Annotated in this window: 24 protein-coding genes, 1 tRNA gene and 1 pseudogene; 19 read left to right on the forward strand and 7 right to left on the reverse strand. The window is 61.5% G+C overall.

Annotated elements, in window-relative coordinates:
- Positions 1–35: 35 nt before the first annotated feature.
- Genes NJU76_RS09475 through NJU76_RS09495 form a run of 5 tightly spaced genes read left to right on the forward strand, consistent with a single transcriptional unit; the run spans position 36 to position 5,971 of the window.
- Positions 36–1,766: an ABC transporter substrate-binding protein gene (locus NJU76_RS09475; protein WP_254527888.1), complete on the forward strand. Its 1,731-nt coding sequence runs from the start codon at positions 36–38 to the stop codon at positions 1,764–1,766.
- 20 nt (positions 1,767–1,786) lie between these two features.
- Positions 1,787–2,791 carry an ABC transporter permease gene (locus NJU76_RS09480; RefSeq protein WP_254527890.1) on the forward strand — a complete coding sequence of 335 codons (1,005 nt, stop codon included), beginning with the start codon at positions 1,787–1,789 and terminating at the stop codon, positions 2,789–2,791.
- Complete coding sequence (locus NJU76_RS09485) at positions 2,778–3,788, forward strand: ABC transporter permease (protein WP_254527891.1); 1,011 nt, start codon at positions 2,778–2,780, stop codon at positions 3,786–3,788. Before NJU76_RS09480 ends, NJU76_RS09485 begins: the two co-directional genes overlap by 14 nt.
- A 42-nt stretch (positions 3,789–3,830) precedes the next feature.
- Entirely contained in the window at positions 3,831–4,871 is a 1,041-nt protein-coding gene (locus NJU76_RS09490) for an ABC transporter ATP-binding protein (protein WP_254527893.1), read from the forward strand.
- Positions 4,868–5,971, forward strand: coding sequence for an oligopeptide/dipeptide ABC transporter ATP-binding protein (locus NJU76_RS09495; protein ID WP_254527896.1), 1,104 nt, complete (start codon positions 4,868–4,870; stop codon positions 5,969–5,971). The genes NJU76_RS09490 and NJU76_RS09495 overlap by 4 nt, the downstream gene beginning before the upstream one ends.
- A 181-nt stretch (positions 5,972–6,152) precedes the next feature.
- On the opposite strand, the gene NJU76_RS09500 is transcribed toward NJU76_RS09495, so the two are convergent.
- Positions 6,153–6,611 carry a universal stress protein gene (locus tag NJU76_RS09500; RefSeq protein WP_254527897.1) on the reverse strand — a complete coding sequence of 153 codons (459 nt, stop codon included), beginning with the start codon at positions 6,609–6,611 and terminating at the stop codon, positions 6,153–6,155.
- A gap of 233 nt (positions 6,612–6,844) precedes the next feature.
- Between NJU76_RS09500 and NJU76_RS09505 the strand changes: the two genes are divergently transcribed.
- Positions 6,845–7,078, forward strand: a complete 234-nt coding sequence (locus NJU76_RS09505; RefSeq protein ID WP_254527898.1) for a hypothetical protein — start codon at positions 6,845–6,847, stop codon at positions 7,076–7,078.
- Between the two features lie 322 nt (positions 7,079–7,400).
- Here the strand turns inward: NJU76_RS09505 and NJU76_RS09510 are convergent, their stop codons facing one another.
- Positions 7,401–10,352: a glycosyl hydrolase gene (locus tag NJU76_RS09510; RefSeq protein ID WP_254527900.1), complete on the reverse strand. Its 2,952-nt coding sequence runs from the start codon at positions 10,350–10,352 to the stop codon at positions 7,401–7,403.
- Between the two features lie 572 nt (positions 10,353–10,924).
- Between NJU76_RS09510 and NJU76_RS27020 the strand changes: the two are divergent.
- Both NJU76_RS27020 and NJU76_RS09515 read left to right on the forward strand, forming a co-directional pair.
- Positions 10,925–11,167, forward strand: a pseudogene (locus NJU76_RS27020) (helix-turn-helix domain-containing protein); the annotation flags it as partial.
- Positions 11,103–11,726, forward strand: a complete 624-nt coding sequence (locus NJU76_RS09515; protein WP_254527902.1) for a TrmB family transcriptional regulator sugar-binding domain-containing protein — start codon at positions 11,103–11,105, stop codon at positions 11,724–11,726. The pseudogene NJU76_RS27020 and the gene NJU76_RS09515, both read left to right, overlap by 65 nt.
- Positions 11,727–13,087: 1,361 nt before the next feature.
- Here NJU76_RS09515 and NJU76_RS09520 read toward each other — a convergent pair.
- Both NJU76_RS09520 and NJU76_RS09525 read right to left on the reverse strand, forming a co-directional pair.
- Positions 13,088–13,161, reverse strand: a tRNA-Ile gene (locus NJU76_RS09520).
- 67 nt (positions 13,162–13,228) lie between these two features.
- Positions 13,229–13,819, reverse strand: coding sequence for an FxsA family protein (locus tag NJU76_RS09525; RefSeq protein WP_254527904.1), 591 nt, complete (start codon positions 13,817–13,819; stop codon positions 13,229–13,231).
- A gap of 164 nt (positions 13,820–13,983) precedes the next feature.
- Between NJU76_RS09525 and NJU76_RS09530 the strand changes: the two genes are divergently transcribed.
- Both NJU76_RS09530 and NJU76_RS09535 read left to right on the forward strand, forming a co-directional pair.
- Entirely contained in the window at positions 13,984–15,642 is a 1,659-nt protein-coding gene (locus NJU76_RS09530; RefSeq protein ID WP_254527906.1) for a DUF255 domain-containing protein, read from the forward strand.
- Between the two features lie 82 nt (positions 15,643–15,724).
- The gene (locus NJU76_RS09535) at positions 15,725–16,528 is read left to right on the forward strand and encodes a TrmB family transcriptional regulator (RefSeq protein WP_254527908.1); all 804 of its coding nucleotides are present in this window, start codon (positions 15,725–15,727) and stop codon (positions 16,526–16,528) included.
- Here NJU76_RS09535 and mptA read toward each other — a convergent pair.
- A complete protein-coding gene (mptA, locus tag NJU76_RS09540) occupies positions 16,525–17,451 on the reverse strand; it encodes a GTP cyclohydrolase MptA (RefSeq protein WP_254527914.1) in 927 nt (308 codons plus the stop codon). The two genes, NJU76_RS09535 and mptA, sit on opposite strands and share 4 nt — an antisense overlap.
- Positions 17,452–17,687: 236 nt before the next feature.
- Complete coding sequence (locus NJU76_RS09545; RefSeq protein ID WP_254527916.1) at positions 17,688–17,891, reverse strand: hypothetical protein; 204 nt, start codon at positions 17,889–17,891, stop codon at positions 17,688–17,690.
- A 461-nt stretch (positions 17,892–18,352) separates the two neighbouring features.
- Here NJU76_RS09545 and NJU76_RS09550 point away from each other — a divergent pair, with 461 nt between their 5' ends.
- The 3 genes from NJU76_RS09550 to NJU76_RS09560 all read left to right on the forward strand — a co-directional run bounded on the left by NJU76_RS09550 (position 18,353) and on the right by NJU76_RS09560 (position 21,188).
- Positions 18,353–19,273, forward strand: coding sequence for a nucleotidyltransferase domain-containing protein (locus NJU76_RS09550; RefSeq protein ID WP_254527917.1), 921 nt, complete (start codon positions 18,353–18,355; stop codon positions 19,271–19,273).
- 301 nt (positions 19,274–19,574) lie between these two features.
- A complete protein-coding gene (locus NJU76_RS09555) occupies positions 19,575–20,345 on the forward strand; it encodes a DNA-directed RNA polymerase subunit epsilon (RefSeq protein ID WP_254527918.1) in 771 nt (256 codons plus the stop codon).
- 171 nt (positions 20,346–20,516) lie between these two features.
- On the forward strand, positions 20,517–21,188 hold the full coding sequence (locus NJU76_RS09560) for a DsbA family oxidoreductase (RefSeq protein ID WP_254527919.1): 672 nt from the start codon (positions 20,517–20,519) through the stop codon (positions 21,186–21,188).
- A gap of 11 nt (positions 21,189–21,199) precedes the next feature.
- Here the strand turns inward: NJU76_RS09560 and NJU76_RS09565 are convergent, their stop codons facing one another.
- Positions 21,200–22,036: an NAD(+)/NADH kinase gene (locus tag NJU76_RS09565; RefSeq protein WP_254527921.1), complete on the reverse strand. Its 837-nt coding sequence runs from the start codon at positions 22,034–22,036 to the stop codon at positions 21,200–21,202.
- Positions 22,037–22,256: 220 nt separating this feature from the next.
- Here NJU76_RS09565 and NJU76_RS09570 point away from each other — a divergent pair, with 220 nt between their 5' ends.
- The 6 genes from NJU76_RS09570 to NJU76_RS09595 all read left to right on the forward strand — a co-directional run bounded on the left by NJU76_RS09570 (position 22,257) and on the right by NJU76_RS09595 (position 26,506).
- Positions 22,257–22,436: a hypothetical protein gene (locus tag NJU76_RS09570; RefSeq protein WP_254527923.1), complete on the forward strand. Its 180-nt coding sequence runs from the start codon at positions 22,257–22,259 to the stop codon at positions 22,434–22,436.
- A 101-nt stretch (positions 22,437–22,537) separates the two neighbouring features.
- Positions 22,538–22,828 (forward strand): amphi-Trp domain-containing protein, encoded by a 291-nt coding sequence (locus NJU76_RS09575; protein WP_254527925.1) that lies wholly within the window; start codon positions 22,538–22,540, stop codon positions 22,826–22,828.
- Position 22,829: 1 nt separating this feature from the next.
- On the forward strand, positions 22,830–23,192 hold the full coding sequence (locus NJU76_RS09580) for a hypothetical protein (RefSeq protein ID WP_254527926.1): 363 nt from the start codon (positions 22,830–22,832) through the stop codon (positions 23,190–23,192).
- Positions 23,193–23,277: 85 nt separating this feature from the next.
- Positions 23,278–23,715 (forward strand): universal stress protein, encoded by a 438-nt coding sequence (locus NJU76_RS09585; RefSeq protein ID WP_254527928.1) that lies wholly within the window; start codon positions 23,278–23,280, stop codon positions 23,713–23,715.
- A gap of 160 nt (positions 23,716–23,875) precedes the next feature.
- Positions 23,876–25,435, forward strand: coding sequence for a hypothetical protein (locus NJU76_RS09590; RefSeq protein WP_254527930.1), 1,560 nt, complete (start codon positions 23,876–23,878; stop codon positions 25,433–25,435).
- A gap of 105 nt (positions 25,436–25,540) precedes the next feature.
- Entirely contained in the window at positions 25,541–26,506 is a 966-nt protein-coding gene (locus NJU76_RS09595; RefSeq protein ID WP_254527932.1) for a transcription initiation factor IIB, read from the forward strand.
- The last annotated feature ends 299 nt before the right edge of the window (positions 26,507–26,805 follow it).

Here is a 26,805-nt window from a genome sequence, read left to right on the forward strand (position 1 = left end):
ATTTAATACGGGTACGTGAACGATAGTTGTACGCAATGTCACGAGCTACTGATGGCTATGGCGATGTGATCAACCGACGGCAATTCGTCAAACTGACCGGTGTCTCTGGAGCTGCAGCCCTCGCTGGGTGTATGGGCGGCGGGTCGTCCAGCGGCACCACCCTCACGGGCGCGACGAACTTGGGCGTCCCGACGAATATGCACTTGAATCCAATGGCGACCCAGAACTACGACTGGACTGCGGGCAACCACATCTTCGAGCGCTTCGCCGCCTACAACTTCTCTACACAGGAGTTCGAGTTGGCCGGTCTCGAGGACTGGTCCTTCGAAGACGAGACGGTCACGCTGACGCTGCGCGACGGCCTCAAGTGGGACACTGGTGATGATGTCACAGCAGGTGACGTCATTACGCAGTTCAGACTGATGAAAAAGACCGAGGCCACGCTGTGGGACTTCGCTGACAGCGTCGAAGAGGGCGAAAACGATAAAACGGTTGTCATCACGCTTTCGAACCCGTCGAACCCAGAGATTATCAAACATACTCTCGCGAACGGTGACCTCCGTATTCACGGGTATCAACCTGTCTACAACGAGTTCCTGGACAAAGACGCTTCGGCCGTCCAGGAGTTTAAGTGGGAAGAAGATGTCCACGGGAACGGTCCGTTCACACTCGAATCCAAGAACGACCAGGCTTGGACGCTCTCGCGTAACGAGCACTTCTACGACGCCGATAACATCACCTTCGACACGTACGAACTCCTGAGCCGACAGGAAAACACTGCCCTCCAGCAGGGGCTGATGGGCGGCGAACTCGACGTCGTCACGAGCATGTTCGCCCCCCCGAAGATCGTTGATAATTTTCCGGACCAGGTCGAAGAGGTCACCCTCCCGGCGAACTGGGGGTACGGGATCATATTCAACCACGACGACGAGGTCTTCGGCAACCGGAAGGTACGACAGGCAGTCGCACACGTTATCAATCGCCAGCAGGTCGCCGACAACGCCGGGCCGCGCACGAAAAACCCCGCACCGAAGGTCACCGGTATCCCACCGGCCGACCAGGAGTCGTGGCTCGGCGACGCCTACGACAGTTTCGAGAGCTACGGGGCGGAGGCTACGCAGTCCGAGGCGGCTGCCACGCTGCTCCGCGAGGTCGGCTACTCAAAATCGGGCGGGACGTGGCGTGACGACACCGGGAACGCTATCGGCGGGAGTTACCTGACGCCGGCCGGGTGGACCGACTGGACCACCGCGACTAATACCGTCGTCGACCAGCTGAACTCCTTTGGCTTCGACTTCGAGATTAGCTCGGTACCGGGTGGCGATTTCTTCGGTGCGTACACCGACTCCAACTTCAAGATGGGTGCGTTCTACTGGCTGCCCGGCGGCGCTCGATCGTCGTACCCGTACTTCCCGCTGCGCTGGCAGCTGACCATTCCCGACGTCGGTGGCGGACACAACTTCACCGAAGGCGAATACACCGTCCCGGCGATGGACGGCTCGGGCGAGATGACGTTGAACCCGTTCGAAGAGATACGCAGCGTCGCGACGATGCGGGACGAAGCGCAGGCCTCCGAGACCATAACGCGGGTCGCGTGGCACAACAACCAGAATCTCCCCGTCCTTGGCCTCGTCGCGAAACAGGACCAAGCCTGGCTCACCACCGACGAGTGGGACATCGCCTCGGCCGACGACTCTGCCCGCGGTGTCAAGTGGCCGTCGCACTGGCTCCCCAAGCAAGGCAAGCTGAACCCGTCTAATCGGTAACACCATCACAAGAGTACGAAATGGTCAACTACTACGTGCGCCGGACGGCCAGGGTGTTCGCCACCATCTTCATGGTGGCGTCACTGACGTTCGGCCTGATACGGTTGCTACCCGGCGGTCCGTATACGCAGTTGCGCGCCCAGTTACTCAAGCAGGGTGTGCCGGCTGCGGAGGTAGACGCCAGAATCGCTAACCTACAGAACATCCGTCCGGACGCACCACTCTGGCAGCAGTACATCGATTACATGTTTGCACTCGCCCGAGGTAACCTCGGGGAGTCGATCTCGCTCAACGAACCGGTCGTCTCGATACTCGCCAGTTCGGCCCCGTGGACTGTGTTCGTCGTGCTCATTTCGACGATACTCGTGTTCGCCATCGGCATCTTCCTCGGGGCGCTGCAGGCCTACTGGGAAGGCTCCCGATTCGACAAGCTGTTCTCGGGTATCTCGATTACCCTGATGTCGGTGCCGTTCTACGTCGTCGCCGTCCTGGCGCTGTACGTCTTCGCCTACCAGCTTCGCTGGCTCCCCACTGCGGGGACGATTGGAACGGGAGTCGAACGGCAACTCAGCATCCCGTTCGTTCTCAGTGCCCTGGAACACAGTGTGCTGCCCATCTTCTCGTACACGCTGGGCGCCATCGGGGGACAGGCACTGGCGATGCGCGGGAACAGCATTCAGGTACTCGGCAACGACTACGTGCAGGTGGCTCGGCTTCGCGGCCTCTCGGACCGTCGTATCGCGACTCGATACGTCGCCCGGAACGCCATCCTGCCGATGTACACTGGGTTCTTGCTTCTGCTCGGCTTCCGACTCGGCGGGACCGTCATACTGGAGCAGATTTTCTCCTACAACGGACTCGGCTACTACCTCATCTCCGCGCTGAATGCCAACGACTACCCGCTGATGATGGGGACCTTCCTCGTCATCACCATCGCGCTCGTCCTCGGCGTCTACGTCGCGGACCTGACGTACAGCAAGATCGACCCGCGAATCAGCGCAGGTGATTCAGATGAAGCCTACTGACACGGATAGCGTTGATTGGCGAAGCGAGAGCGCGTCGGCACCGGACGTGACGACGCGTGAACGACTCCGTGAGGTGTACGACGACCAGATACGCACCCCGCTGCTCGTCGCGTGGGCTGACTGGCGAACGCGACTCGGCTTCCTCATCATCGGTGGGTATCTCTTGATGGCGCTCGTTGCGGTACTGGGGCTCTGGCGGGAACCGTCGACGAGTCAAGCGCCGCGCTACCTCATGCTGTTCGAGAATATGAACTATCCCCTCGGCACGACCGCCTCGGGGACGGACCTCGCCGCGCTCATCATCCACTCGACGCCCGATATCCTGCTGATGATTACCGCCGGTGCGGTGTGGGCGACGGCCGTCGCCGTTGCGATTGGGACCGTCGCCGGCTACAAGGGCGGAAGCGTCGACAGAGCACTGATGTCGTTCTCGGACCTCGTCATGGCGATTCCGGGCCTCCCGCTCGTGATTATTCTCGCGGTGACACTTAATCCGGAGAACCCCATCCTGCTGGGCGTCGTCATCAACATCAGCTACTGGGCCGGTCTCGGCCGGTCGCTGCGCTCGCAGGTACTCACCATCCGCGAGAACGACTACGTGGAGGCGTCGCGAACCATGGGCGTCAGCACGCCCCGAATCATCGTGAAGGACATCGTCCCGAACCTGATGCCATACGTGACGGTCAACTTCGTGTTCGCCGCGCGGTACGTCATGTTCGCCTCCGTGGGGCTGTACTTCCTCGGTGTCTTGCCGTATTCGACGCAAAACTGGGGGGTAACTCTCAATTTCGCCTACAGCGGCGGTGCGCTCTTCTCGTGGAGCGCGGCCCACTGGCTGCTGGCTCCGATGGTCGCGATCATGGGTCTCTCGCTGGGCCTCATCCTGCTCAGCCAGGGGCTCGACCGGGTGTTCAACCCCCGCGTCCGAACTCGGATGTCTGGCGAGTCCAGTTCGACGGCGAGCGACGACGACGCTGGTGTGACGGAGGTGCTCTAAATGACACCGGATACTACAACACGACGACGGCACGGTGATCCGATGGCGGCAATTGACCCGATAATCGAGATGCGAAACGCCAGAGTCACGTACGACGACGGCAAGACGTTCGTCTTGGACGACGTGAGTATGGCCATCGAGCGCAACGAAGTGGTCGGCGTCGTCGGCGAGAGCGGGAGCGGGAAGTCGATGTTCGCGTCGGCGATGCTCGACGCGATTCCCGACCCCGGACGACTCTCGGGCGAAATCCTCTATCACAAAGCGGACGGGACGACCATCGACATCTTGGAACTCAGCCAAGAGGAGCTTCGACAGTTCCGATGGGAGGAGATTGCGATGGTGTTCCAGGGGGCGATGAGTTCGTTCAACCCGACGATGAAAATCGGTGGCCATTTCCGCGAGACGCTGAAGGCACACGACGCTCACGTGACCGAGGGGATGGAGTTCGCTCGCGAACTCCTCTCGGACCTGTATCTCGACCCCGAACGAGTGCTGGACTCGTATCCACACGAACTCTCGGGCGGGATGCAACAGCGCGCGCTCATCGCACTCTCGCTCGTGCTGGAGCCGAACGTCCTTGTGATGGACGAGCCGACGGCCGCGCTCGATCTGCTGATGCAACGGTCGATTCTGATGCTCCTGCAGGAGTTACAGGAAAAATACGACCTGACGATGGTGTTCATTACGCACGACCTGCCGCTGGTCGCCGCGCTGGCTGACCGGATGGCTGTCATGTACGCTTTCGATCTCATCGAGGTCGCCGCTCGGGACCAACTCATCGGTAATTCAGGCCATCCATACACGCGCGCGCTGCTCAACTCGACGCCGAACCTCGACGCCCCACTCGAAGAGATGCGCGCAATCGAAGGCCAGAGTCCGGCGCCCATCAACGTGCCGTCGGGCTGTTCCTACGCACCACGCTGTCCGCTCGCGACCGACGAGTGTCACTCCGACGACCCGTCGTTCTACGACACTGGACCCGGCCACAGCACGGCCTGTCACCGCTGGGAAGAAGCGAGAGAGACAATCGAGCTGAACTTCGACACCGAGTCGGTCGGCGCTGACACGGAGGATGCAATATGAGCCAGATAGACACCGTTCCCGACGCTTCTGTCCGAGACGACGACGATGCACCGCTCATCTCGCTCGACAACGTCGACGTCCACTTCGAGAAGAACCAGGGGTTGTTTGACTTCTTCGAGGAGCCGGACGTCGTCAACGCGGTCGACGGCATCTCGCTCGACATCGAGGAGAACGACGTTCTCGCGCTCGTCGGCGAGAGCGGCTGTGGGAAGTCAACGTTGGGTAAGACAACCATCGGGCTACAGCGACCTACCGGCGGAACTGTCCATTACCGCGGGCAGGACATCTGGGCGGCCAAGGACGGAACCGGCGAGGTCGATATCCCGTTCAGCGACATCCGTTCGTCGCTCCAGATCATCCATCAGGACCCCGGGAGTTCGCTGAACCCGAACCGTCGAATTGTCGACATCCTCGCCCAGCCCATCAAACAGACGCACCCCGACATCGGCCTCGGTGAGCGACGCGCGCGAATCTATTCGCTACTCGAACGCGTCGGGATGAACCCAGCGGCGGACTTCGCCGACCGCTATCCTCACCAGCTCAGTGGCGGGGAACAACAGCGCGTCGCCCTCTCCCGTGCACTGTTGATGAACCCCGATCTCATCCTCGCCGACGAGGCGATCAGCGCGCTCGACGTCTCCCTGCGCGTCGAGATGATGGACCTGATGTTGGACTTGCAGGCAGACTTCGACACATCGTTCGTGTTCATCTCACACGACCTCTCGAACGCACGCTACTTCGCCGAACACGGGGACGGGCGCATCGGCGTGATGTACCTCGGTGAACTCGTCGAAGTCGGGACAGCCGAGCAACTCATCGAGGACCCTGGACATCCCTACACCAACGTCTTGCGGTGGGCGACGCCGGACCTCGCGCTTCACGCGGCCGGCGCGGGTGAACCACCCATGCGGAAAATCGACATCCCTGACCCGGTCGACCCGCCGAGTGGCTGCCGCTTCCACACGCGCTGTCCTGAAGCGCGCGAGGCGTGTCGCGAATCTTGTCCAGCCCTCACGGGTGAGACAGACGGACACCGCACCGCGTGTTTCCGCAGCCAACCGGACCACGAGTACTGGGACAGCGCACCGCTGGAAGACTGAGCGGTCGGCCGTGACGGTGCTAATTATGGGCGGATCTCACCGGATCGGGAATCGCCTGCAAAGCGGATGCAGCCGGCCACGACGTGACGGTGTTCACCCGCGACGAAACTTCGCCGGTGACGTCCGATAGTTCATCTGACTCGTCAGCTGTCAGGCGCGCGTACGGACGACCGGCGCTCGCTCACTCGGTGACGAGCGTTGTGTAGCCGTCGAAGTTGAGGATGACCCGCTGTGCGAAGTCGCCGAAGACGGCCTTTCCAGCGGGTGACCGGGAGGTTCCGACGATGAACACGTGGTCACACGTGCGTTCGACGGCCGTATCGAGGACGTGCTGAGCGCGTGTTGTTTCCGAGTCGACGACGACCACGATTTCCGGGTCGATGTCCGTCTCCGACAGTACCGATTCGACGAATTCCGTCGCGTGCACCGCAGCACCCTCGACGATGGCCGAGTGGTCGTAGTCTACGCGTTCGACCCGCTCGACCGATTCGAGGGTGTCCACATCGGCATCGTATTCGCCTTCGTCGAGGTGCCATAGGACGACGAGTGTGCCGTCGGCTCCGGCGCACCACTCCGCTGCTTCCGCGAGGAGTTCGCGATGTGTCTCCGACTCTCTGAGGCTTACTAACCCGTGTTTCATACATTCAGTGCTCCCTCGCTCGGCGTATAAACCTACCGTTCATACGGACTGCTGTAACGATGTACCAGTGCAACCGCAGGACGGTCGCGATTGCACCGGCAGTGACTTACAGTAGTCCGTATCAGTGGGCTACAGGTCGGCAATCGATGCTGTTCAATCATCGCAATCAGGGTTACGGCCCGTCTGCCGGCGCTGACCGGGACGTTAATGAGCGTTCGGCTGAAAGAGATGATATGAGATTCAGAGAGGTCCTCATGGATGCAGTCTGCGAGCAGCGGGATCAAATACCGCTCCTGCTCGCGGTCGTCACCGTGATGGGACTACTACTCGCGTTCTCGTTTCTCTTTCTCCAGCCCGGTACCGCCGCGTACGTCATCGCACTTGTCGACCTGCTGCTCGTCGTCGGGTGTCTCGTCACGTTCGGCGGCACGTATTGGTACTGTACGAAGCGGGCGATGAATAACTGAGGTCGCTCTCCCAGATGCAACTTGCTGGCACGGATGGAATCCGTTCACTGCCGTAATTCGCAGGCCTGGTTCCTCGGACCAGCGATGGGGTGCTCGTTACCAGAGGCGGTACGATTCGAGGAACGCGGCCGTTACCGCCGTGAAGACCGCAATCTCGTCGTCGCCAGCAGCGTCGGTAGACCACTGATCGACCGGCGTTCTCTCGGAGCGCCAGCTTGGTTTTACTGGATCGCTGGCGAGTCCCCACTCGGTCGTACTACCGGAAACGATGGGGAACGTGGCGAAAAAGTGCGAAGCGATCAGGAACTGTCCGAGACCGACCTCAGGCCAACACGGTCTCCGTCTGTGTTTTCGTGTTGTCGGCGGCGTCGGTTACAGTCAGCATCACGTCGTAACTGCCCGATCCCTTCTTGTCGCGGACGTTCGTCGTATCGGACGCGCTCGATCCACTGACGCTGATCGTCTTACTGGCTTGCACACCGTTCTGTCGGAGTTCGACGACGACCGACGAGAGATCGCCGTCGGCGTCCGAAACGGTCCAATTTACGTTGAAGCTCGCCCAGCCACCGTTCGAGACGTTCGTGACGCTGAAGCTGTCGATGGTCGGGGCAGTTGATCCGGTCGACCCGGAGTCAGTCGTCACTGAGATCGTATTCGAGGCGCTTGACTCGTTGCCTGCACCGTCAACTGCCGTGACGTAGAAGTCGTAGGTGGTACTCGTCGAGAGATTCGAGACCGTCGTCGACGTGGTCCCGGCGGTGACTTCCTGGTCTTTCGTTCCGTCGATGTAAACGTTGTAGTGGTCGATTCCCGTGCCGTCGTCACTCGAGGGGTCCCAGGAGAGGTCGACTGACGTGTCCGTCTTGCCAGTCGATGTCAAGTTCGACGGCGCGGTCGGGGCAGTCGAGTCGCCCGACCCCCCACCGCCCGACCCAGTCGATGTGGCCATCGAGTTCGCTGGCACGTCGAGGGCCGTCCCATCGGAGAACGTGACCGTGACCGGCGAACTCCCGCCGTTGTACGCGATGTAGGTCTTGGCAGTGCCATCGTCGAACACGGCCGTTAGGGGATGGTCAGCTGTGATAGATGGATCGGGCGTCCCCATCCCGTCCATGTTGTAGATCCAGTGGTACGTGTGGGCCTTCGTCTCGCCGAATTCGACGGGATAGCTGCTCTTTTTGGCTTGCCACTTGTTCTTCGCGTCGGTCACGTCTGAGAACGCCCGGAACATCCACATGATGTCCGGCCAGTAGCTGAAGACCTCGCCGTCGACGTCGTTGGCGACGAGTTCGTCGTAGTTCGACTGGGCGTACTGGGTGTCCCAGCCGAGGAACTCCATGTGGGCACACATCGGCAGCATGTTGATGCCGTGGATAGCCTCGGTGTCGGTGGTCCACCAGGTGGTGTACTTGTAGCCGTTGCCCCACACCATCGCAGCGTAGTCGTAGTTCCAGCCCGACGGCTGGTTCTCGTTATCTACGTCGAACCAGTATTCCCGGACTGCGGAGAGTTCCTGCGTGTAGAGGAACACGCCAGCGTCGCGGATCTCGGTGTTGTTGGTGAACTCTCCCCAGAGGATCATCGACGCGTAGGCGTTGAGGGCTTCCGAGGAGGACTCCTGGTTGTTCCCCTCGACAAACGCTGACCCGCCACCGTCTGCCCACGAGTGTCCCTCGTAGGGACTGAAGTGGCGCAAGAACGGGAACATCGAATCCGATCGATCGGGATTCGCGAAGTCCCGAATCAGAAGATCGACCATGCCGCCCCAGTTCGAATCCTGGGCCCACGTCGGATCCTTTCGGGCGACTTCTGCCGCGCCACGGACGTAATAGCCGTAGTGGAAGTGGTGGTCGTTTATGTTTGCGCCAGAGCCGAACGAATCGTTGTACCCGATGAGCGTCCCCCAGTTCTGGTTGTAGTAGAACACGTCCTCCGAGGTGGTTTTCCCGCTCGAGTTGGCGTCGAACCAGAGTTCGAGGTCGTCTTTGAGTCCCTTCGTATTTTGATCGCCGTTGAGGAAGTAGTCCGCGGCGGTATCGTCACCCAACTGATCTGCGATCGGGATGATCTGGGCTAGTCGACCGTAGTTCTTGCCGGTCCAGTAGGTCCCATCGCCGGGGTTCTCCGGACCGGTGCGGACCAGCGTCCGTGAACTCTCCTCGTCGTCGACGTAGTTCTGTAGTTCCGTCTTGTCGTAGGTTCCCTCGTCGGGCAAGAATGGGAGGATCCCGCAGAACGAGTGCGTCGTGGTGAACGACACGCCGGTGACGGTTTGCATCGTCCCACGCGCGGATTCGTAAGTGTATCCCTCGAACGTCTCGCTCGTGTTCTTGTGCTGATGAGGGAACAGCGCCGAAAGCGTTCCTGACGTCGAACTTTCGGCTTTCGCGCTCGTCGAGACCGTGTACGTCGTGATGACCTCACTGGCTGTTTCGTCGTAGGTCCAGGATATCTGGGTATCGGTGAGGAAGTTGTACGCGTACTGTTCGAAATCTGCGAGTGCCGTGCTGGTCGCTTCCGGCAGTGCAGCGACCGTGAGGTACCCCGCACCAGCGAGGTCGGAGGTTAATTCGGTCGTTCCCTTCCCTGACCACGTCGTCCCGGAGGGCGCGTATAGGCCGTATGCGTGGCCGTTGATCGACACGCCCAGCACGTTGCCGTCGTCGGCAAAGACCGTCGGCGCCGAGGGGAACGAGAGAGCAGCGCCACCGCCGCTATACTCGCAGAAGACGTACGGTGATCCTTGGGCTAGGGTTATCGAGAGGCTCGTCGACGTGCCATCACCCCAGACGGCGTCGACAGACCAGTCGCTGTAGCCGTCACAGCGCACGTCCTCGAACGAGGAGGTCGCCGTGTGACCGATCGTCAGATCTGTCGTGTCGTCCATCATCGCGACGTTCCCCTGATGGGGATCGTTCGACGAGTCGGTCGTGTACGTCCACTCCGTCGGGTTACTGACGTCCAGCCCGACTCCGTTTGCGTCGAACGCGAGTGGGTGTGCGAACAGTGGTTCCGAATACGGGAACCACAGCAGTGTACTCCACCAGTCGTTCGTCGGCAGTGGTGCAGACACGTTCGACGTGGTATACTGTGTCGACTGGGGTTCTGATTCCCCTGCGGGAAGTGTCGTCTTGTAGCTTCCATTGCCGACCGAAACCGATGCCGCATTGGCGGTTCCAAGCGTTCCAAGCCCGGCTGCAAGCCCTAATGCAGAGACGTACGCTCGTCGGGAAAGCCGCTGCGAATTGCCAGAGTGATTGTTATCGTTTACCATGGATGTGTTGTCACTAGCGTACCAGCGTTGCGATCAATATGGTACTACGAACCACGCTAACGCCGATACGGTAGCCCACTAACAAATCGAACGTGTCTGTAATAAATCAATCGGTGATACCTATATCGAAATTTAATACATTCGGGAGACGATTAAAGTTAGGGGCTGGAGGCGTTTCTGTTTGTTCCGTGCACATCCAGCGACATCGATCGAAGAGCGACGTGACAGAAATTGGATACACAGACTATTTCTGTGCAGTTTCCCGTCGATACGCCTTCGATTCGATCGAAGCCGAACACGACGAAGAATTTGTATGTTTGCCAGTGAACAACGAAATGCTGACGAAAAATCGCTGTACTCGACTCTGATCATCATAGAAACAATCGCAATAAATATAAATCATACAAATTAATCATCTATCTGAACAATCCTCGTCGGACAGACGTTTTTGTACGTCCGGAGGGCAGTGAATAGTATGGACACGAAGACGCTCCGACGGGCGCTCGAGGGCGCCGGGATGGCCGGCCAGCAGGCGGAGGACTACCTGACGCCCCTCGAGTCGGGACCCGTCACCCGTCGTCGAAATCGCCAAGCAATCCTCCGTCTCGTCCGCACGAATCTACGATATCGTCCGCTCGCTGCAGGAAAAAGGGTTCGTCGAGACGCTCGAGCACGGCCGGTTCCACGCTCGGCCGCGCAAACCGGTCGACGTCCTCAATCGACTCCGTCAAAAGAGCGAGATGTTCGCGGATGCGGCCGACAATGGAGACCGCCGCCGGAAACGGTGTGTCGATCCAGATTGCGGTCTCCGATGACGGTACCGCCGATATCCCCGAAATCGATGGCGTTCTCGAGATTCGAAAATGTCCGATTCCTGGACCGTTTCTGTCGATCGTCGATCGACGGTACGCGTTCTTCGAACCGAACGTCCGCAGCGATCGCTCGTATGGGATTATGATCGGCGACGAGAGGATCTCGTTCATCATGCACTGGTATTTCTGGACGTGCCTGTGGGTACGCAAGGAATGTGTCCAACTCGACCGATCGCAGCCGCCGACGTACGTTCGCATCGATGGGTTCGTCCACGAAGCCGCGTTACTGCTCCACGACGACGTGACGATGGCGCTGCAGATACTCGGTCGCCGGATCGAAACTGGCGACCGGGTCGGTATTCGCAGCGACCTCGTTCGGGCCACCTGTGGCGACCACTGCGAAATCCCACGAAATCCGACGTATGCGGATCTCGACGGCCAGGTGACCCTCGTTCTCGAGACCGAGGACGACGTCGTCTCGGTCGGCGCCTGGGGTGCGGTCTTCGAGGACGTCGAAGCCGAAGCCATTCGTGTAGACGGGATCGACGTCCCCGAACTGTGAGTCCCTTGCTGATCGGCCAATCACATCGCGCGTGCTTTGTGGTTTCTGTTTTACAATCATATTGTTGTAAATCATTCCGCCCTCGAGAATTGTTTGTAGTCCTCCGATCCGTCCGTGAGAAACGCGTGCTGGGATGCTCCCGTTGAACCAGCGCTCCAGACGTGTCGTTGTCTCGTTTCCGGTGAGAGCGGCGCGTTCTCTGCCCCCGGTACATCTCGGTGACGCTCCCCGTACACAGATTGCAAAGGAGCGTATCGAATAGTTAGAAACATGTGTTAATCATATTTTATATCATATCGGTGGTGACACTATCTGCGACTGGTGTGGGGTGTGCTCGTCCTTCTCCAACCGGACCGAAACGCTATGCAAGGTCTTTCTCTGCCAATTCAGTTCGAACCGTCTTTCTTCGGCTCAGTTTCCGTACTCGAGAGAAACGCCTCTCTCCTGTGGGCCAACTATCCAGACTTTTGTCATCGTCGAAAACGTTTCCGTATTCGCCGGTCGTAACGGTGATTCACCTATACAATCGGGATACGTCGGTAGTAGTTTCCTCTCAATTTCCCATTCCCTGTCGCAGGCGTATTAGAAGCAAAACGGTGTCCCTTCCATCCTCTCAGAGAACGGATAACAGCTCTCGTAGTCGTGGTCAACTCGGAAGTGATCGGTGTACCGTCACCGGGAGGGACCCCTTCCTCTAAAGATAAGAAATCTAGCAGCTATATATTTATTTACGATTCCAAACATTTGTGGAGTCGATTTCATTCTCACACCTCGGTAGAGATACTCGAGTTCTTTCGTGGAGGTATCGTGTCGATTCACGATTTTGCTTCCGAGGGACGAGGACGGTCTATATTTTGAATCTTGAATAACTCCTTAAATCCCACGAAAATAATTATTTTCCAGTATCATAGTTGGGTAATAGGGAATATATTTATGATTTCGACATCTACTTCTCGGTCGCTCCGCTGAACGTCGTGTTTTGCTGGCGATCGGATTTAGTTCGTTTCCGTTAGGAAAACGATGATCAATTCGATCGAAGCAGGTATAACCGTTTTACTGAACTTTCGTGACGTGTATCTCTCTTTCTCGAATATAGTATCTAAGAATGATAGTATTCGCCTTCTGGGTCTCAGAACGCGCACTTGTGGACACCGCAAAATCGATGGTGCCACGTCGGTCGCCGTTGAGCGCGATCTCCAGTAGTATAGCTGCGTACGGACCGCTCACCAGTGAATGACCAACTCACATTCGAGTTTCCTGACGATGGTTTCACTCGCTTCGCTCGCGAGCGCGCAGTTCTCGGAGTCGTATCCGCGTTCGATCGATACGTGTGACTCGCGGATTGACACACCGTAAAAGGATGGGCCAACTCGGATTTGAACCGAGAGCCTCCACCTTATCAGAGTGGCGCTCAACCTGATTGAGCTATTGGCCCACTTCGCAATCAGTTCTTGCCGGGTGGTACGTTTAAACGTTTCTTTCTTCGGGGGCCGTGGGAACCGCTATCGGGCGTTGGGATCGTCGTCTCGCTCGTCGTCCGTGCGCTCGTCTCCGAAGTCGATTGTGTACGAATCTTCGGCGTCTCCGTCGCGGACGCTATAGGCGTCGGGACCGAGATCGTACGTCCCCTTGTCGGCCGATTCGGTGGCGTCGCCCGCCGACCCGCCGTCGGGAAAGCCGACCGTCCAGACGCCTCCGCTCGCGAGTCCACCCGTCTTCTTATCTGCATACGGAACGATCACGAACCGTTTGAGCGCGGCTCGGATCGGAATTCGCGTCAGCGGGACGGCGAGCAGAAAGCCGATGACGTCGGTCACCAGTCCGGGGGTGAGCAGGAACGCTCCGGCGGCGATCAACAGTCCGCCGTCGAGCAGTTCGTTGGTCGGCGGCGTGCCCTGGGCCATCGACCGCTGCATCTTCCTGATCGTCCGCCGTCCTTCCGCTCGAACCAATAGCATTCCGATCAGCCCCGTCAGGACGACGAGCAGCACCATCCCGATCCAGCCGATGAAATCGAACTGGGTGACGATGACCGCCAGCAAGACGGCATCGAGAAACGGGATGAGCAACAGCGCGAAGATCCACCAAAGCATAGCTTGACTAGGGCTCGAAGGTTGAAAATCCTTTACTCTCGTCCCACGACGGAGCCACCGCCGCCGCCTTGAGGTCGCACCGGCCGATACAGCGCGGGCCGGTGGTGGTCGCGTCCCTCTCGAGCGAACGAAGGGCTTACGCCCGGGACTCCCGACGATCAGATATGAACGATGGAACGCGTGTCGAGTGGCGCGAATGGGGACGAGCGGCCTTCGACGAAGCGTCGGCGGACGACGTCCCCGTCTTGCTCTCGCTGACTGCGACGTGGTGTGATCACTGCCACGAGATGGATGCTGAGACCTACGCGGAGCCTCGCATCGCGGCGAACGTCAACGATAGCTTCGTTCCGGTGCGGGTCGACGTCGACCGCTACCCGCGCATCCGCGATCGGTACAACATGGGTGGCTTCCCGTCGACGGTCTTTCTCGCACCTGACGGACGGGTCCTGACCGGTGCTGGCTATCTCGGCCCCGACGGAATGCGCCAGGTACTCGACAGCGTCCGGACCATGTGGCAGACGAACGGCAGCGGGGCCGCACGGATCCCCCGCCCGCTTCGGGAGGACAATCCGCCGGCCGGCGAGTTGACGGCCGACGTCGAATCGGCCATGCTCGGCCAGCTTTCGGAGACCTACGACGAGGTCGCCGGCGGCTGGGGTCAGAGCCCGAAGTTCCCGCTGCCTGACGCCCTCGAGTTCGCACTCAAACGCGACCGAGAGATGGCGCTCCGGTGTTACGACGCCGTCGGTGCGAATCTGTTTGACGAGTACGACGGCGGCTTCTACCGCTTCGCGTCGGAGCGCGACTGGTCGGGACTCCAGCGGGAGAAACTCCTCGACTCGAACGGGGCGCTCGTGCGCGCGTTCGCCAACGCGTACCTGCTCACGGGGAAAGACGAGTACCTCGAACCCGCCGAGCGGACGGTCGAGTACGTGACCACAACGCTGTGGAACGGCGACGCGAACGCCTTCGCGAACAGTCAGGCACCTGGTGAAGATGACGCTCACAGCCTCAATGTGACCGACCGGGCGAGTGCGGACGAGCCGCCGGTCGACGACGGCGTCTTCGCCGGCTCGAACGCGCTGGCGATCGAAGGGCTGTGTACCGTCTACGCCTACACCGACGATGACCGTGCGCGCCGGTATGCCGAACGCGCACTCGAGACGCTTCGTGGGGAGCTGCTCGTCGATGGCGTCATCCGACACGTGCTTGAGGGAGCCGATTCCGACCGAGATCGTGGTGATGCCGACGACCCCGTTTGTTTCCTCTCGAATCAGGCGCGCGCCCTGGCAGCGTTGACGACGGCCGCGAGCACCCTGGAGACGGACGTCCTCGACGATGCAGTGTCGATCGCCGAGGCGACTATCGATCGCCTCCACGACGGAGAGTCGTTCCTCGACGGCCCCACCGACGGAATCGGCTTGCTCGATCGGCCGCTGCGCCCCCTCGATTCGAACGTCGCGTTCGCCGACGCCCTGCTCGAGCTCGCCGTTCTCACTGGCACGGACCGGTACCGCGAGTACGCACGCCGGACGCTCGAGGCCTTCGCCGGGGCGAGCGACCGCTTCGGCATCCAGGTTGCGCGCTACGCGACGACCGTTTCCCGGCTGCTCGAAGGACCGCTGGTGATCCGCGTCGCGGCCGAGCCTGGGGCGGACCTCCATCGTGCGGCGCTTCGGCTCGCCGACCACGAGAAGATCGTCGTCCCCGATGCGGATGGACTCGAGGCGCGAACGGCGAGAGTCGAACGCGGCGACCGAGTGTCAGCCGGTGCCGAAACTCCTGACGAGTTGAGCGATCTCGTCGAGTCCGTTCTCGAGTGACGTTCGGGCCCGAGCCGCCCGTGTCCGACCTCGCGTCAAACTACCACAGCGTTTATATTACTCCAGTGGGATGGTTCCCGATATGGCCAGCCTCAGGGATCTCGGGCTTTCCGAGTACGAAGCTCGAGCCTACCGATCGTTACTCAACACCGGCCCCACAACGGCGAAGGAGTTATCACGAGCGAGTGACGTCCCGATGGGGCGCATCTACGACGTCTTGAACAGCATCGAACAGTACAATCTGGTCCGGAGTCAGACCGCGAGCCGGCCGAAGAAGTACGTCGCCGTGGAACCCTCGACGGCGCTCGATCGGCTGCTCGACGACAAGAAACGTGAACTCGAAGAGAAGGCGGATCAGTACGAGTCCATCGTCGACGATCTGGCAGACGAACTCGACGCGGCCGAGCCAGTCGAAGAACAGTTCTGGACCGCCGCCGTCGGTCCCGACGAGACGATCGATCTCCTCCTCGAGCGCCTCGCGGCGGCGGACCGCGATATCGTGATGGTATCCGCGGACCCGGCACCCCAGTGGGACATGCAGGCGGTCAGTGAAGACGTCAGTGCGCAACTCGAAGATGCACTCGATCGGGGCGTTTCGGTTGATCTCTTGATGACCCGCGAGATGGTCGCCTCGCTGTCAGAGGACGTGGGCCAGCGCTATCGGGATACCCTTCAGCAGCGTGATAACTTCGACGTGCGGACGAACGACGATATAACGGGTTCGTTTAACATCATCGACGGTGTCGAGGTGTGCATTCAGGTGCCGAACCCGCTTTCGTCGGGTGAGGCGTTTGGGATGATCGACCTGAAGGATCCGGAGTTCACCGCGAACGTCCGCGAGGAGTTCATCCCCCGGTGGGAAGAAGCGGAACCGCTCCAGTTCTAGGTCCTAATTTCGTCTCGCAGGGTTCCCATTTCGACGACGCGCTCGGCGTGGGCGTTGTGCTGGTGGATCGATTCATCGTTGGTCTGACTCATCGTGATCACCGCGTCGTCGGGCAGGTGGTCGAATTCGTCGACGACGCCCTCGGCCAGCGCGCGCACGCAGTCCTCGACGAACTTGGCGTCCGCGTGAGCCTCGTAGGTCATGTGGTCCTCGTCGGGCCGTTTCGCGAGGTTGTAGATCCGCGCGCTCATCGAATCTCGCGCGATGTCGATGATGTCGTTCAGGTCGACCGCGGGGTCGCCATCGGCTTCGACGGTCAGCGTTGCGTGCCCGCGTTGGGAGTGGCCTGGTTGGGGCACTTCTTCCAGAAACTCGGTGATCGTCTCTTCTCCGACGCCGAGGTCCTCGAGGGTCTGTTTCGCGCGGGCGGCGGACATGCCCTGCGAGCACGGGCAGACGGTCATGCCGGTGACCTGGGCGCCAATTTCTTCCCGAGTGCCCTCGTCCGTGGCGGTCGCCGAAGCGACGATGTCGACCATGTGCTGGGTCTCGCGGTCGCTCGCCGGCGTCCGCTCGCGACGCATGAACTCCGCTTCCATCGAAACCTCGGCTCTCGACGTGTAGTCGTGTTTCTCGAGCAATCGCTCGGCGGCCTCGCCGCAGACCTCTTCGACGCTGTAGGCCTCTTCTCGGGTGGCGTCCTCGAGGATCTCGTCGATAACCTCCATGTTGCGGCTCATGTCCGCACCCTTGCGCCAGGCGGGGAGGTCGACGAAGACCTCGAACTCGGCAGTGAGCACGATCGGGCGCTTTCCATCGCGGGCGAGTTTAACGAGCTTATCGACGCCCGTGACGCCGACCTGGCTCAAACCGACGGTGACGTCAGGTGACGTCGCCTGCACGTCCGGCAACTGATGACTCATTGGCCGCATTCGGGGGAGCGGGCGATTCAACCTTTCGGAACCAGTAGTCGCCTTCGGGCACGGATCGAACTGATACCGAGGACGGCTCGAGCGCTCGTTTCTTTAAGTATTTCTGGTCACAAGGTGTAGCTACGACGGGAGACGGGTCTTCTGTGACACCGTGGTTCGATAGTCACGACACTGCGTTTCGACCTCGTCATTCGGAAGCGAGCCCCGTCTCCGTACCGGAACACGGTTCACGAATCGCTCGAGCGAATCGAGAGACACTCTGCAACCGTCAGTGGGAGACGAAACCCGGACAGGAGGAGAAACGTCGCACCGACGGCGGTGACCCGTCCGTCCGTACCGTGTACCGCCAGGGCGACGGCCAGTATTGCGGTGACGTCGTTGTACGTTTCAGTCGGGCCCCACCCGAACGGTGTTGCATGGAGGTCGGTCATCGTTGCAACATACCCTGTCCGGATTGAAAACGTACTGGTCGAACGAGTTTCGCGGCTGCACCACGCGAGCGTTTCGGCCGGTCGAAACGCGGCCGGGTTCGCCACGAACGGTAACGGAGGCGACTGTGCGACGGTCCCTCGAAAGGCGCTCGCTGTCGGTCAATGGATCGATGCGCGACCGTCCCGACCGCGGTCGTTTAAGTGCTTCTGGTCACAAAGTGTAGCTACGACGGGAGGCCGTCGTTCTCGAGTCGGCTAAATTGGTGAGCGGCGGGTGCGTTCGCAACGAGCGATCGCCACGTTCGCCGCCGTCCGGTTTCGCCATCGACGGTGGATGGCCGGGTCGCATCCGGCCGCGGTTCTTTAAGTGCTTCTGGTCACAAGGTGAAGCTACGAAGGGCATTCGTCACCCGGTCGACTCACGTTTTGCGCCCTGATTTCGCTATCATCGAGTCGCTGCTATGGCGACAGTTCCCGACCACGTTCGAGAGACCGTCGACGACCATCTGACCGCGATCGAACGCGAGTACGATGTCGCGGTCGCGCTTGCCGTCGCTCGCGGGAGCCGCGCCTGGGGCGCGGCGAGTCCCGACAGCGATTACGACGTCGGCTTCGTCTACGCGCCGACCGATCTTCGGCGGTACGCTCACATAGATGGCGTGACCGAAGCGATCGAAGCGGCGGACGGCGAGTTCGAGTTCCAGGGCTGGGACGTGCGGACGTTCGCGGGCCTGCTCGCGGATTCGAACGATGGTGCGATCGATCTCCTTCGGAGCCCGATTCGCTATCGCGTCGTGTACGACCCCGCGGACCTCGCCACGTACATCGAACGAGCGTACAACCCGATCGACCTCTATCACGCGTGGCGTGGGATCGCGACGAGCAATTACCGGAAGTACGTCTCCCACCACTTGGTCCGCACGGATGACGAACTCTTCCCGATCGTCGATACGGACGGCGATAGCTACGTCGTCGAGACCGACGACGATACGATGACGGTCGCAGCCGACGACGACCGGTTCACGGAAACGGCGACCAAACCCACGGTGAAGCGAAACCTCACGGTCTACCGAGCGGCCATGTCCGCGCGCTATCTGAAAGAAACGGGGGAACGTGGCCACCACGACCTGCCGGCGCTCGCGTTCGATCGCTTCCTCTCGGAACAGGCTCCGGCGGTCTTCGCCGACGAGCGGATCGAGCGCGCGCGAGCGTTGCTCGAGCGGAAACGTGCGGGCGATGGGTCGGCTGTGATCGGTGATGCGGTCGGGTCCGAGTTCGCACGCCCCCCGCGGGATATCGACCCCGCAATTCACGCCCACGACGGCCCCAGTACGACTCGGTTAAACGCGTTCATCGACGAGCTAATCGCGGCGGTCCAGTAATCCGACCGCCCGGTTTTCGCCTCGTACTCGCGCGCTCGGTTTTTGCCCCATCCTCGTCCGCTCGGATTTCGCGCCGTTCTTTACGTGCTTCTGGTCACAAGGTGAAGCTATGAAGGATCTTTCGCGACTCCATCTGACTCGAGAGCGAGGCTACCCGCTGTCCGGCACAGGCCGGTTGTCCGCCACTGGCGCTCGTAACCCGTTCGAACCGCGCAGTTCCTGTCTGAATGCCTGATAGTCAGGCCGATGCGGTACTGAAAGGAGCGAGCCTTTTTCACGCTTCCCCTCCGAGCGACAGACGATGCAAGACGACGGTGCCGACCCTGGTCCACCCGCGGCGGGTGACGTGACCGCAGCGGACGGCGTCGAGCCTGACCCCCAACGCGAACGCCGTCTCGAGACGCGGCCCGGTTCCGGCTCGCTCTCACGGGCGGACGTACAGCGCGATTCGTCGGTTCGACGATGGGGAGTCGTCACGCCGAGTGCGACGGTCATCGGCCGCGCAGCGTCGCCCGACGCGGACCTCTCGGAGAGTGTCCGCCGCCTGCACGACGAACAGCATGCGGCGACGCCGGGCTACAGCGAACGCGCCCACCGGCTCGATCGACTCCGGACGACGCAGGCGCTGTGTAACGCCCTCGAGGTGACGCCCTGGCAGCGCGATCTGGCGCTCGGCGTCATGGACGAAATCGATCTCACCGAGTTCGGCAGCCAGCGTGCGATTCCGAAGGTCGCGCTCGTGGTGATTCGCCACGTCGTCGACGTCGACCGACAGCGCTATTTCGGGCTCGACGACATCGACGCGCAGTCACTGTCGGCCGACAGGATGGAAGAACTGTTCGCCCAGTACCGAGCCCACGACATCACCGACGACGGAACGTTCAAGCGACTCGCAGCGGACTACGGGCTCGACACCACGAGCCTGAACCGATTGCGGCGCGTCCTGAAATCGCAACTCGAGGACGACCTCCCAGCCTACGGTCGCAACCCGTACCGCGATCCGAACCTGCCGGACGTGACAGAGTCGGACGCTACGAGCGCGGACGCAGCAACGACCGGCGGACAGAGCTGAACGGGCGGGTACGGAGGCCCTGCGGTTCTCCGCTCGTCCCACGGTCCATCCCGTCCGCGATCCAGCCCTCCCCGTACGTCGTCCCGCCCGCGACGCGTTCCGCTCGAGGCACGGTCGGCGAGCCGTCTGCGGTGGCCGGTATCTTTTCCTTGGCGGCTCCCAACCGTCGGTATGGCCGACGCTGATACCGACGCTGACGGGACGCCGACCGGCGACCGGATTACGATTTACGCCGACTACGTCTGTCCGTTCTGCTTTCTGGGCACGCGCTCGCTCGCACAGTATCGGGAGCGCCGCGACGAACCGCTGGCGGTCGACTGGCACCCGTTCGATCTCCGGCACAGGAAGCGGAACCCGGACGGGACGATCAGTCGCGACGTCGACGACGGGAAAGACGACCGGTACTACGAGCAGGCAAAGCGGAACGTCCGCCGACTCCAGGAGGAGTACGGCGTCGAGATGAGTCTGAACATCGCAACGGACATCGATTCGTTCGACGCGCAGGTGGCCTCGTGGTACGTCACCCGGGAGTATCCCGATCGGTGGGACGCGTTCGACGAGGCGATCTACACGGGGCTGTGGCAGGATGGACGCGACATCGGTGACCGTCGAGTCGTACTCGACCTCGCCGAAACTGTCGGTCTCCCGACTGACGAGATCCAAGCGGCCATCGATGACGACGACTGGCGAGCCGAACTCGAGGAGCGATTTACGGACGCACACGAGGCCGGCGTCACCGGTGTTCCGACGTTCGTCTCGGACGGTCACGTCGCCCGTGGTGCGGTGCCACCGGCACAGCTCGAGGGCCTTGTCGAGGGCGTCGGCACCGATGATCCCCGATAGCCCTCGAAACGCTACTCGAGTTTGTCGAGGCCGTCGAAGAAGTTAGCCTGCGGACCGGCGAGCGTGACGGAGTCGTCCGCGAGCGTGATAGAAACTGTTGCGGGCGGCTCGAGGCGCCGTCGGCTTCGTCCATCGCTGATCGCGTAGGCGCTCTCGGTCCTGGAGACAGTGAGGGTGAGTTCGGTCGTCGGTTCGACGACCAGCGGTGGCATCGAATCGTCGGCGGCCATCTGTGTTACGACGAGCGCGTCGGCCGACGGGTGAACCAGCGGGCCGTCCTCGCTGAGATTGTAGGCGGTTGAACCGGTCGGCGTACAGACGAGCACGCCGTCGACGTGGCTTTCGGTGTACCGCTCTCCGTCGACCTGAACCTCGACCGTCGCGCCACCACCGGGGCCTCGGCGTGGTCCGTGGACGAGAATTTCGTTCAGTGCGGGCTTGAGCGTCCAGTCCTCGTCGACGCCCGTCGCTCGAAGTCGGGTTAGCTCGCGCCCGTCCACGGTGCCCGTTTCCTCGAGTTCGGCGACGAGATCAGTGACGACCGCGAGTGCGTCGTCCGGAACGACGGCGTTGAGGAAGCCGACCTCGCCGAGATTGATGCCGAGAATCGGTGTCGGACCGACCTCGCGGGCGACGAACAATAACGTCCCATCGCCGCCAATGCTCACGACGAGGTCGCGCCTCGCCATTGCAGAAACCGAGGCGGCGGTCGCCGTAATCTCCCCGCCGGTCGCCTCGTCGACGACGACGTTCGCACCCTCGCGTTCGAGGGCGTCGACGAGGTCCGCGGCGAGTTCCTGTGCACGCTCGTTGTCGCGTTGGGCGACGATTCCGACGGCGACGTCCATCGTCCGCGGCTACCCGCCCCGTCGTCAAAAAGCCACGCTTGTCCCGGCGGTGGCAACGAGGGTAGTCGGGCGAGGAGGATTCCGGACACGTGCACCCCCGACGATTCCGCCGCAGTGTCCAGTATGGCGTCCGTCCGCTTGAGTACGCGTCCGCTGCGTCGCCAGCAAGACTCCTCGTTGCGTTCGGCCGCGCCGTGGCGATCACCCGCAGGTGGTCGCCGTGAGTGACGATACCGGAGACTGGTTCGAACGCGTACTCGAGGTCGAAGACGGGGCCACGGACGAGACCAAGTCGACGCCTCTCGACGAGGAGGAGAGCGATTCGGGGGCCGAGAGCGTGTCGATGACGGTGATGACTCGCTGTTCGTGCTGCGATTTCGGGTCGCAAAGCCGATTCTAGTTCGGTGAGTGAACTGTTTCAGTGGCTTTCGCTCGGGTAACTCCGTGTTAGGACGACGTTCGTTGTCCATACTTTTGCGGGCAGAACCGCCATATTTCCGTATGGCGCAACGGACGACGGCCGACGAAACACTGCCTCGACAAGAACTCTCCGCGTACCTCCGTGACCTCGCCACCGAGTTCGAACAGGGAGGAGGAACGACGATACAGGGAGAGGAGCAGGGAGAGGAAACGGTACAGCGAGAGGAAACGATTACCGTTCCGGTCGGGAACAAGGACGTGTCGCTTCATCCGCCCCAGAACGTCGACGTTTCGGTCGAGGTCGTCGAACGGTCTTCGATGCTCCGGGGGGACCGCGAGACAATCGATATCGAACTCAGCTGGAAACCCTAACATGGCCGTCGCGGACTCCATCTTGATCTTCGTCCTGAGTTTGCTCGTTGGAACAGTCGCCATCCTCGCGGGCGCACGGCTCGTTCTAGACCGTGATGCGGGGTTCGTGAACGCGGCGGTGACGGCGCTGATCGGCGCCGTCGCATGGGGGCTCACGAGCTTCTTCGTTGGCTGGATCCCCGTTCTGGGTATCTTGCTGATGCTGGTCATCTGGATCGGCATCATCAACTGGCGGTACCCCGGCGGCTGGGGATCGGCCGTCGCGATCGGCTTCATCGCCTGGATCGTCGCGGTGGGAATCGTCTACGTGTTCGCGGCAGTTGGTATCGTCACACCCGACGTGCTCGGCATTCCGGGGATCTAGCCCGTCGACGGCCCGGGAATTTCCACCGGAATAGAACGTAGCAAACTCCTTTGTCCGTCCGCTCGAGAGGGCTACGTAGACAGCGATGTACGAGACGATCCTGTTTCCAACGGACGGCAGTGACCACTCGACGACCGTCGCGGATCACGCGATCGACGTCGCGGCAACGAGAGACGCGACCCTCCACGTCCTCTCCGTCGTCGACGATCGCGCCTTTCTCGTTCTGGACGAAGACCGCGTCGAACGCGTCCGCGAGGACCTTGAGGCGACGTCTCGAGCGGCGGTCGACGAAGCGGCCACCCGGGCTGCCGATCGCGGCGTGGAAACGGTGACGGCGGTCGACACTGGTCACCCGGCCGAGTGCATCGTCGACTACGTCGCCACCAACGACGTGGACCTGGTCGTCATGGGAACGAGCGGCGACGAATACGAACGCAACGTCGTCGGCAGCGTCTCCCAGCGCGTCGTTCGCGAGGCCCCCGTGCCCGTCACGACCGTCGGACCGAGCGTCAGATCGGAATGACGAGCCCGCCCTGGTGAGCGCGAGCGCAACGCATCCCTCGGACGTGACGGTCGGTCGACCGTTCGGACCCGATTCCGCCTCCCCGATCGCCGGTTCTCGAGCGAGTCTGTCGATTTCGTTACACATGGTTTGATGTGTTTCCCATCGCTAGTGATGGAAGATGCGTCGCTCGCTCGTCATCACCGCCATCCTGCTCGTCCTCGCGTTCGTGCTGATCGGCGGTCCGTCGATGGTGCTGTCGCTGTCGACCGGACAAATTACGTCCGAGGATACGACGAAAAAGAAGATGGTCGATCCGGACGCGGCTCCGGACGTCGTCTCGTTCGAGGACTCCGAGAGCGGCTTCTGGCGGTATCTCAGTCCGCGCCAGGGGTTCCAGAAGCGGAGCCCGATCAACGTGATCGTCCGCGGTGACGTCGACGACGTCGAACGGACCCTGACCGAAGCGGGCGACAGCGACTGGTCGGAAGTCAACGAGTCGGAGGAAGTGGCGCTCCCGGACACGTACGCTCTCTTCGGCGGCGGGAACGCCACGGAAAACGAGACCGCAGCGGGGAACGAAACGGTGTCCAACGAATCGCCCTCGAACGCCACCAACGAATCGCCCTCGAACGCCACCAACGAATCGCCCTCGAACGCCACCAACGAATCGCCCTCGAACGCCACCAACGAATCGCTCACCAACGTGACCGACGACGAGGGGGCGTCAGACCGACCGCGAGGCCCCATCCCCGATCTCGACTGGGGCGAAGCAGACGGTGGTGTCCGTTACGCCTATCTCGATCCCGGTCCGAACGAGCGCGGCTACTGGACGACCGAAACGCTCCAACTCGAGGACGGCGACTACTACGGCCAGCGATATCACATCCGGCTCTACGAAAGCCCGAACGAGGACGACGACTGGGTCGCCATGCAGACCCACACCGAACACTTCGACTGGTTCACCCTCCGACACCGCGTCGACGGCGCCAAAGCCGCACAGAAGAAGGTCGAATCCGAGTTCATGTCCCATCCGCGGGTCGACCCACAGGACGACGTCAGCCGCATCTACCTCGCCAACGGCGGTCCGTCGGATACCGACGGGTGGGCGACCCTCGTCGAATTCACCGGGTTGTTCGTCATCCCCACGCTGGTCGGCGTCCGTGCACGCGGGCACGGTCTCGATACCGTCAGCGGAACCGGCCGATCCACCGAGCGGATCAGCCAGCGGACGTCCACGGCCGTCGACGACCACCTGACGGACGTCGACCGGCGCCGGATCGCCGCGGCCTACGGCCGCTTCGAGACCGGTCACCTCCTGTTGCTGGTCACCGTTCTCGCCCTCTACCTCGGCGTCCGGATGAGCGGCATCTTCCTCGAGCACCGCGCCGAATTCCTCACGCCTCACCAGATTGCGGCGCTGCTCTATCCGATCATCGGGGTCGGAATTCCGGTGGCGACGTACCTGATCGCACGCGGGCTCACGCGCCGCCTCGACGCCGCCGTCGTCGCTGCGGGCTCGCTCGCGGTGGCGGTCTGGCTCGATTACGGTCTGCTCGGCGTCGACTCGCTCCCCATTGACGTCGTCGTCCAGCGGATGCTCGTCGTCGTCGCGCTCGGCCTGATCGCAGGCGGCGCGGCCAAACGAGCGGCTCGTAACTCGAAGTTCAACGACATGCTGCTGGTCGGAACCGCGATGTGGGTGCTGGTGCTGGTCGGAACCCTCTTCGGGTACCTGTGACCGTGTCGTATATTCTTTCGCACACTATCCGGCCCGGACCCGAATTCAATGCCGGTCCCTTTGTGCCAAGTCCTTAAGTTCTTGCACCGTCGTTACCAACACGAAATGGCTAGTCCACCTCGCCAACGTGAGCGCGATCCTGAAACGACCGAAGAAACACAGGACCCAATGGATCGTGAGCGGGTATGTGACGAGTGCGAGGGGGGAACGCTCGTCAAGAGCGAGGATCAGGGCGAGCTCGTCTGCGACCAGTGTGGCCTGATCGTCGAGGGGACGAACATCGATCACGGACCCGAATGGCGCGCCTTCAATCACTCCGAACGGCAGTCCAAGTCCCGCGTCGGCGCGCCGACGACCCAGACCATGCACGACAAGGGACTGACGACGTCCATCGACTGGAAGAACCAGGACGCGTACGGTCGCTCCATCTCCTCTGACAAACGCAACCAGATGCGCCGTCTGCGAAAGTGGCAGGAGCGCATCCGAACCAAAGACGCCGGCGAACGAAACCTGCAGTTCGCCCTCTCCGAAACAGACCGGATGGCATCGTCGCTGGCCATCCCACGATCCGTCCGCGAAGTCGCCTGCGTCATGTACCGGCGGGCGCTCGACGAAGACCTCATCCGCGGCCGCTCCATCGAGGGCGTCGCGACGAGCACCCTGTACGCCGCCTGTCGCATGGAGGGCATCCCGCGCTCGCTCGAGGAAGTCGCTGCCGTCTCCCGCGTCGAGCGCAAGGAAATCGGCCGCACCTATCGATACGTCGCCCAGGAACTCGGCCTCGAGATGGAGCCAGTCAACCCGAAGAAGTACGTTCCGCGCTTTTGCTCCGAACTCGAACTGTCCGAGGAGGTCCAGGCCAAAGCCAACGAGATTATCGATACGACGACCGAGAAGGGCCTCCTGTCGGGCAAGTCACCGACCGGCTACGCCGCCGCCGCGATATACGCCGCGTCGCTGCTCTGCAACGAGAAGAAAACCCAGCGGGAGGTCTCCGACGTCGCGCAGGTGACCGAAGTCACCATCCGAAACCGGTATCAAGAGCAGATCGAAGCGATGGGCATTCACTAGTCCGCTCGGTTTGTGCTCGGTTCGCAGGTCGGATTTCTTCTTTCGCCGGATCTCTTTTCCTGCATCGACGAGAGGCCGGACGTGGCCAGCAAAACAGAAACTCCGCTCTGGCGTGATACTCTAATCCGGTCGACTGAGAGCTCCTCTCGCCGTTCTAACGCGACACACGGTGACCTCGAAGGAGTGAACCGCCGACGAGGGAGTGAAACTAACGACGGTATCGTCGATCAGTCTTCGTCGTTCTCCGTCGATTCGGGGACGGATTCTCGATTTAGCTACCACTGTGGATATTCTGACTC

The sequence above is a fragment of the Natrinema gelatinilyticum genome (genome assembly GCF_024266705.1).
Taxonomy (GTDB): Archaea; Halobacteriota; Halobacteria; order Halobacteriales; family Natrialbaceae; genus Natrinema; species Natrinema gelatinilyticum.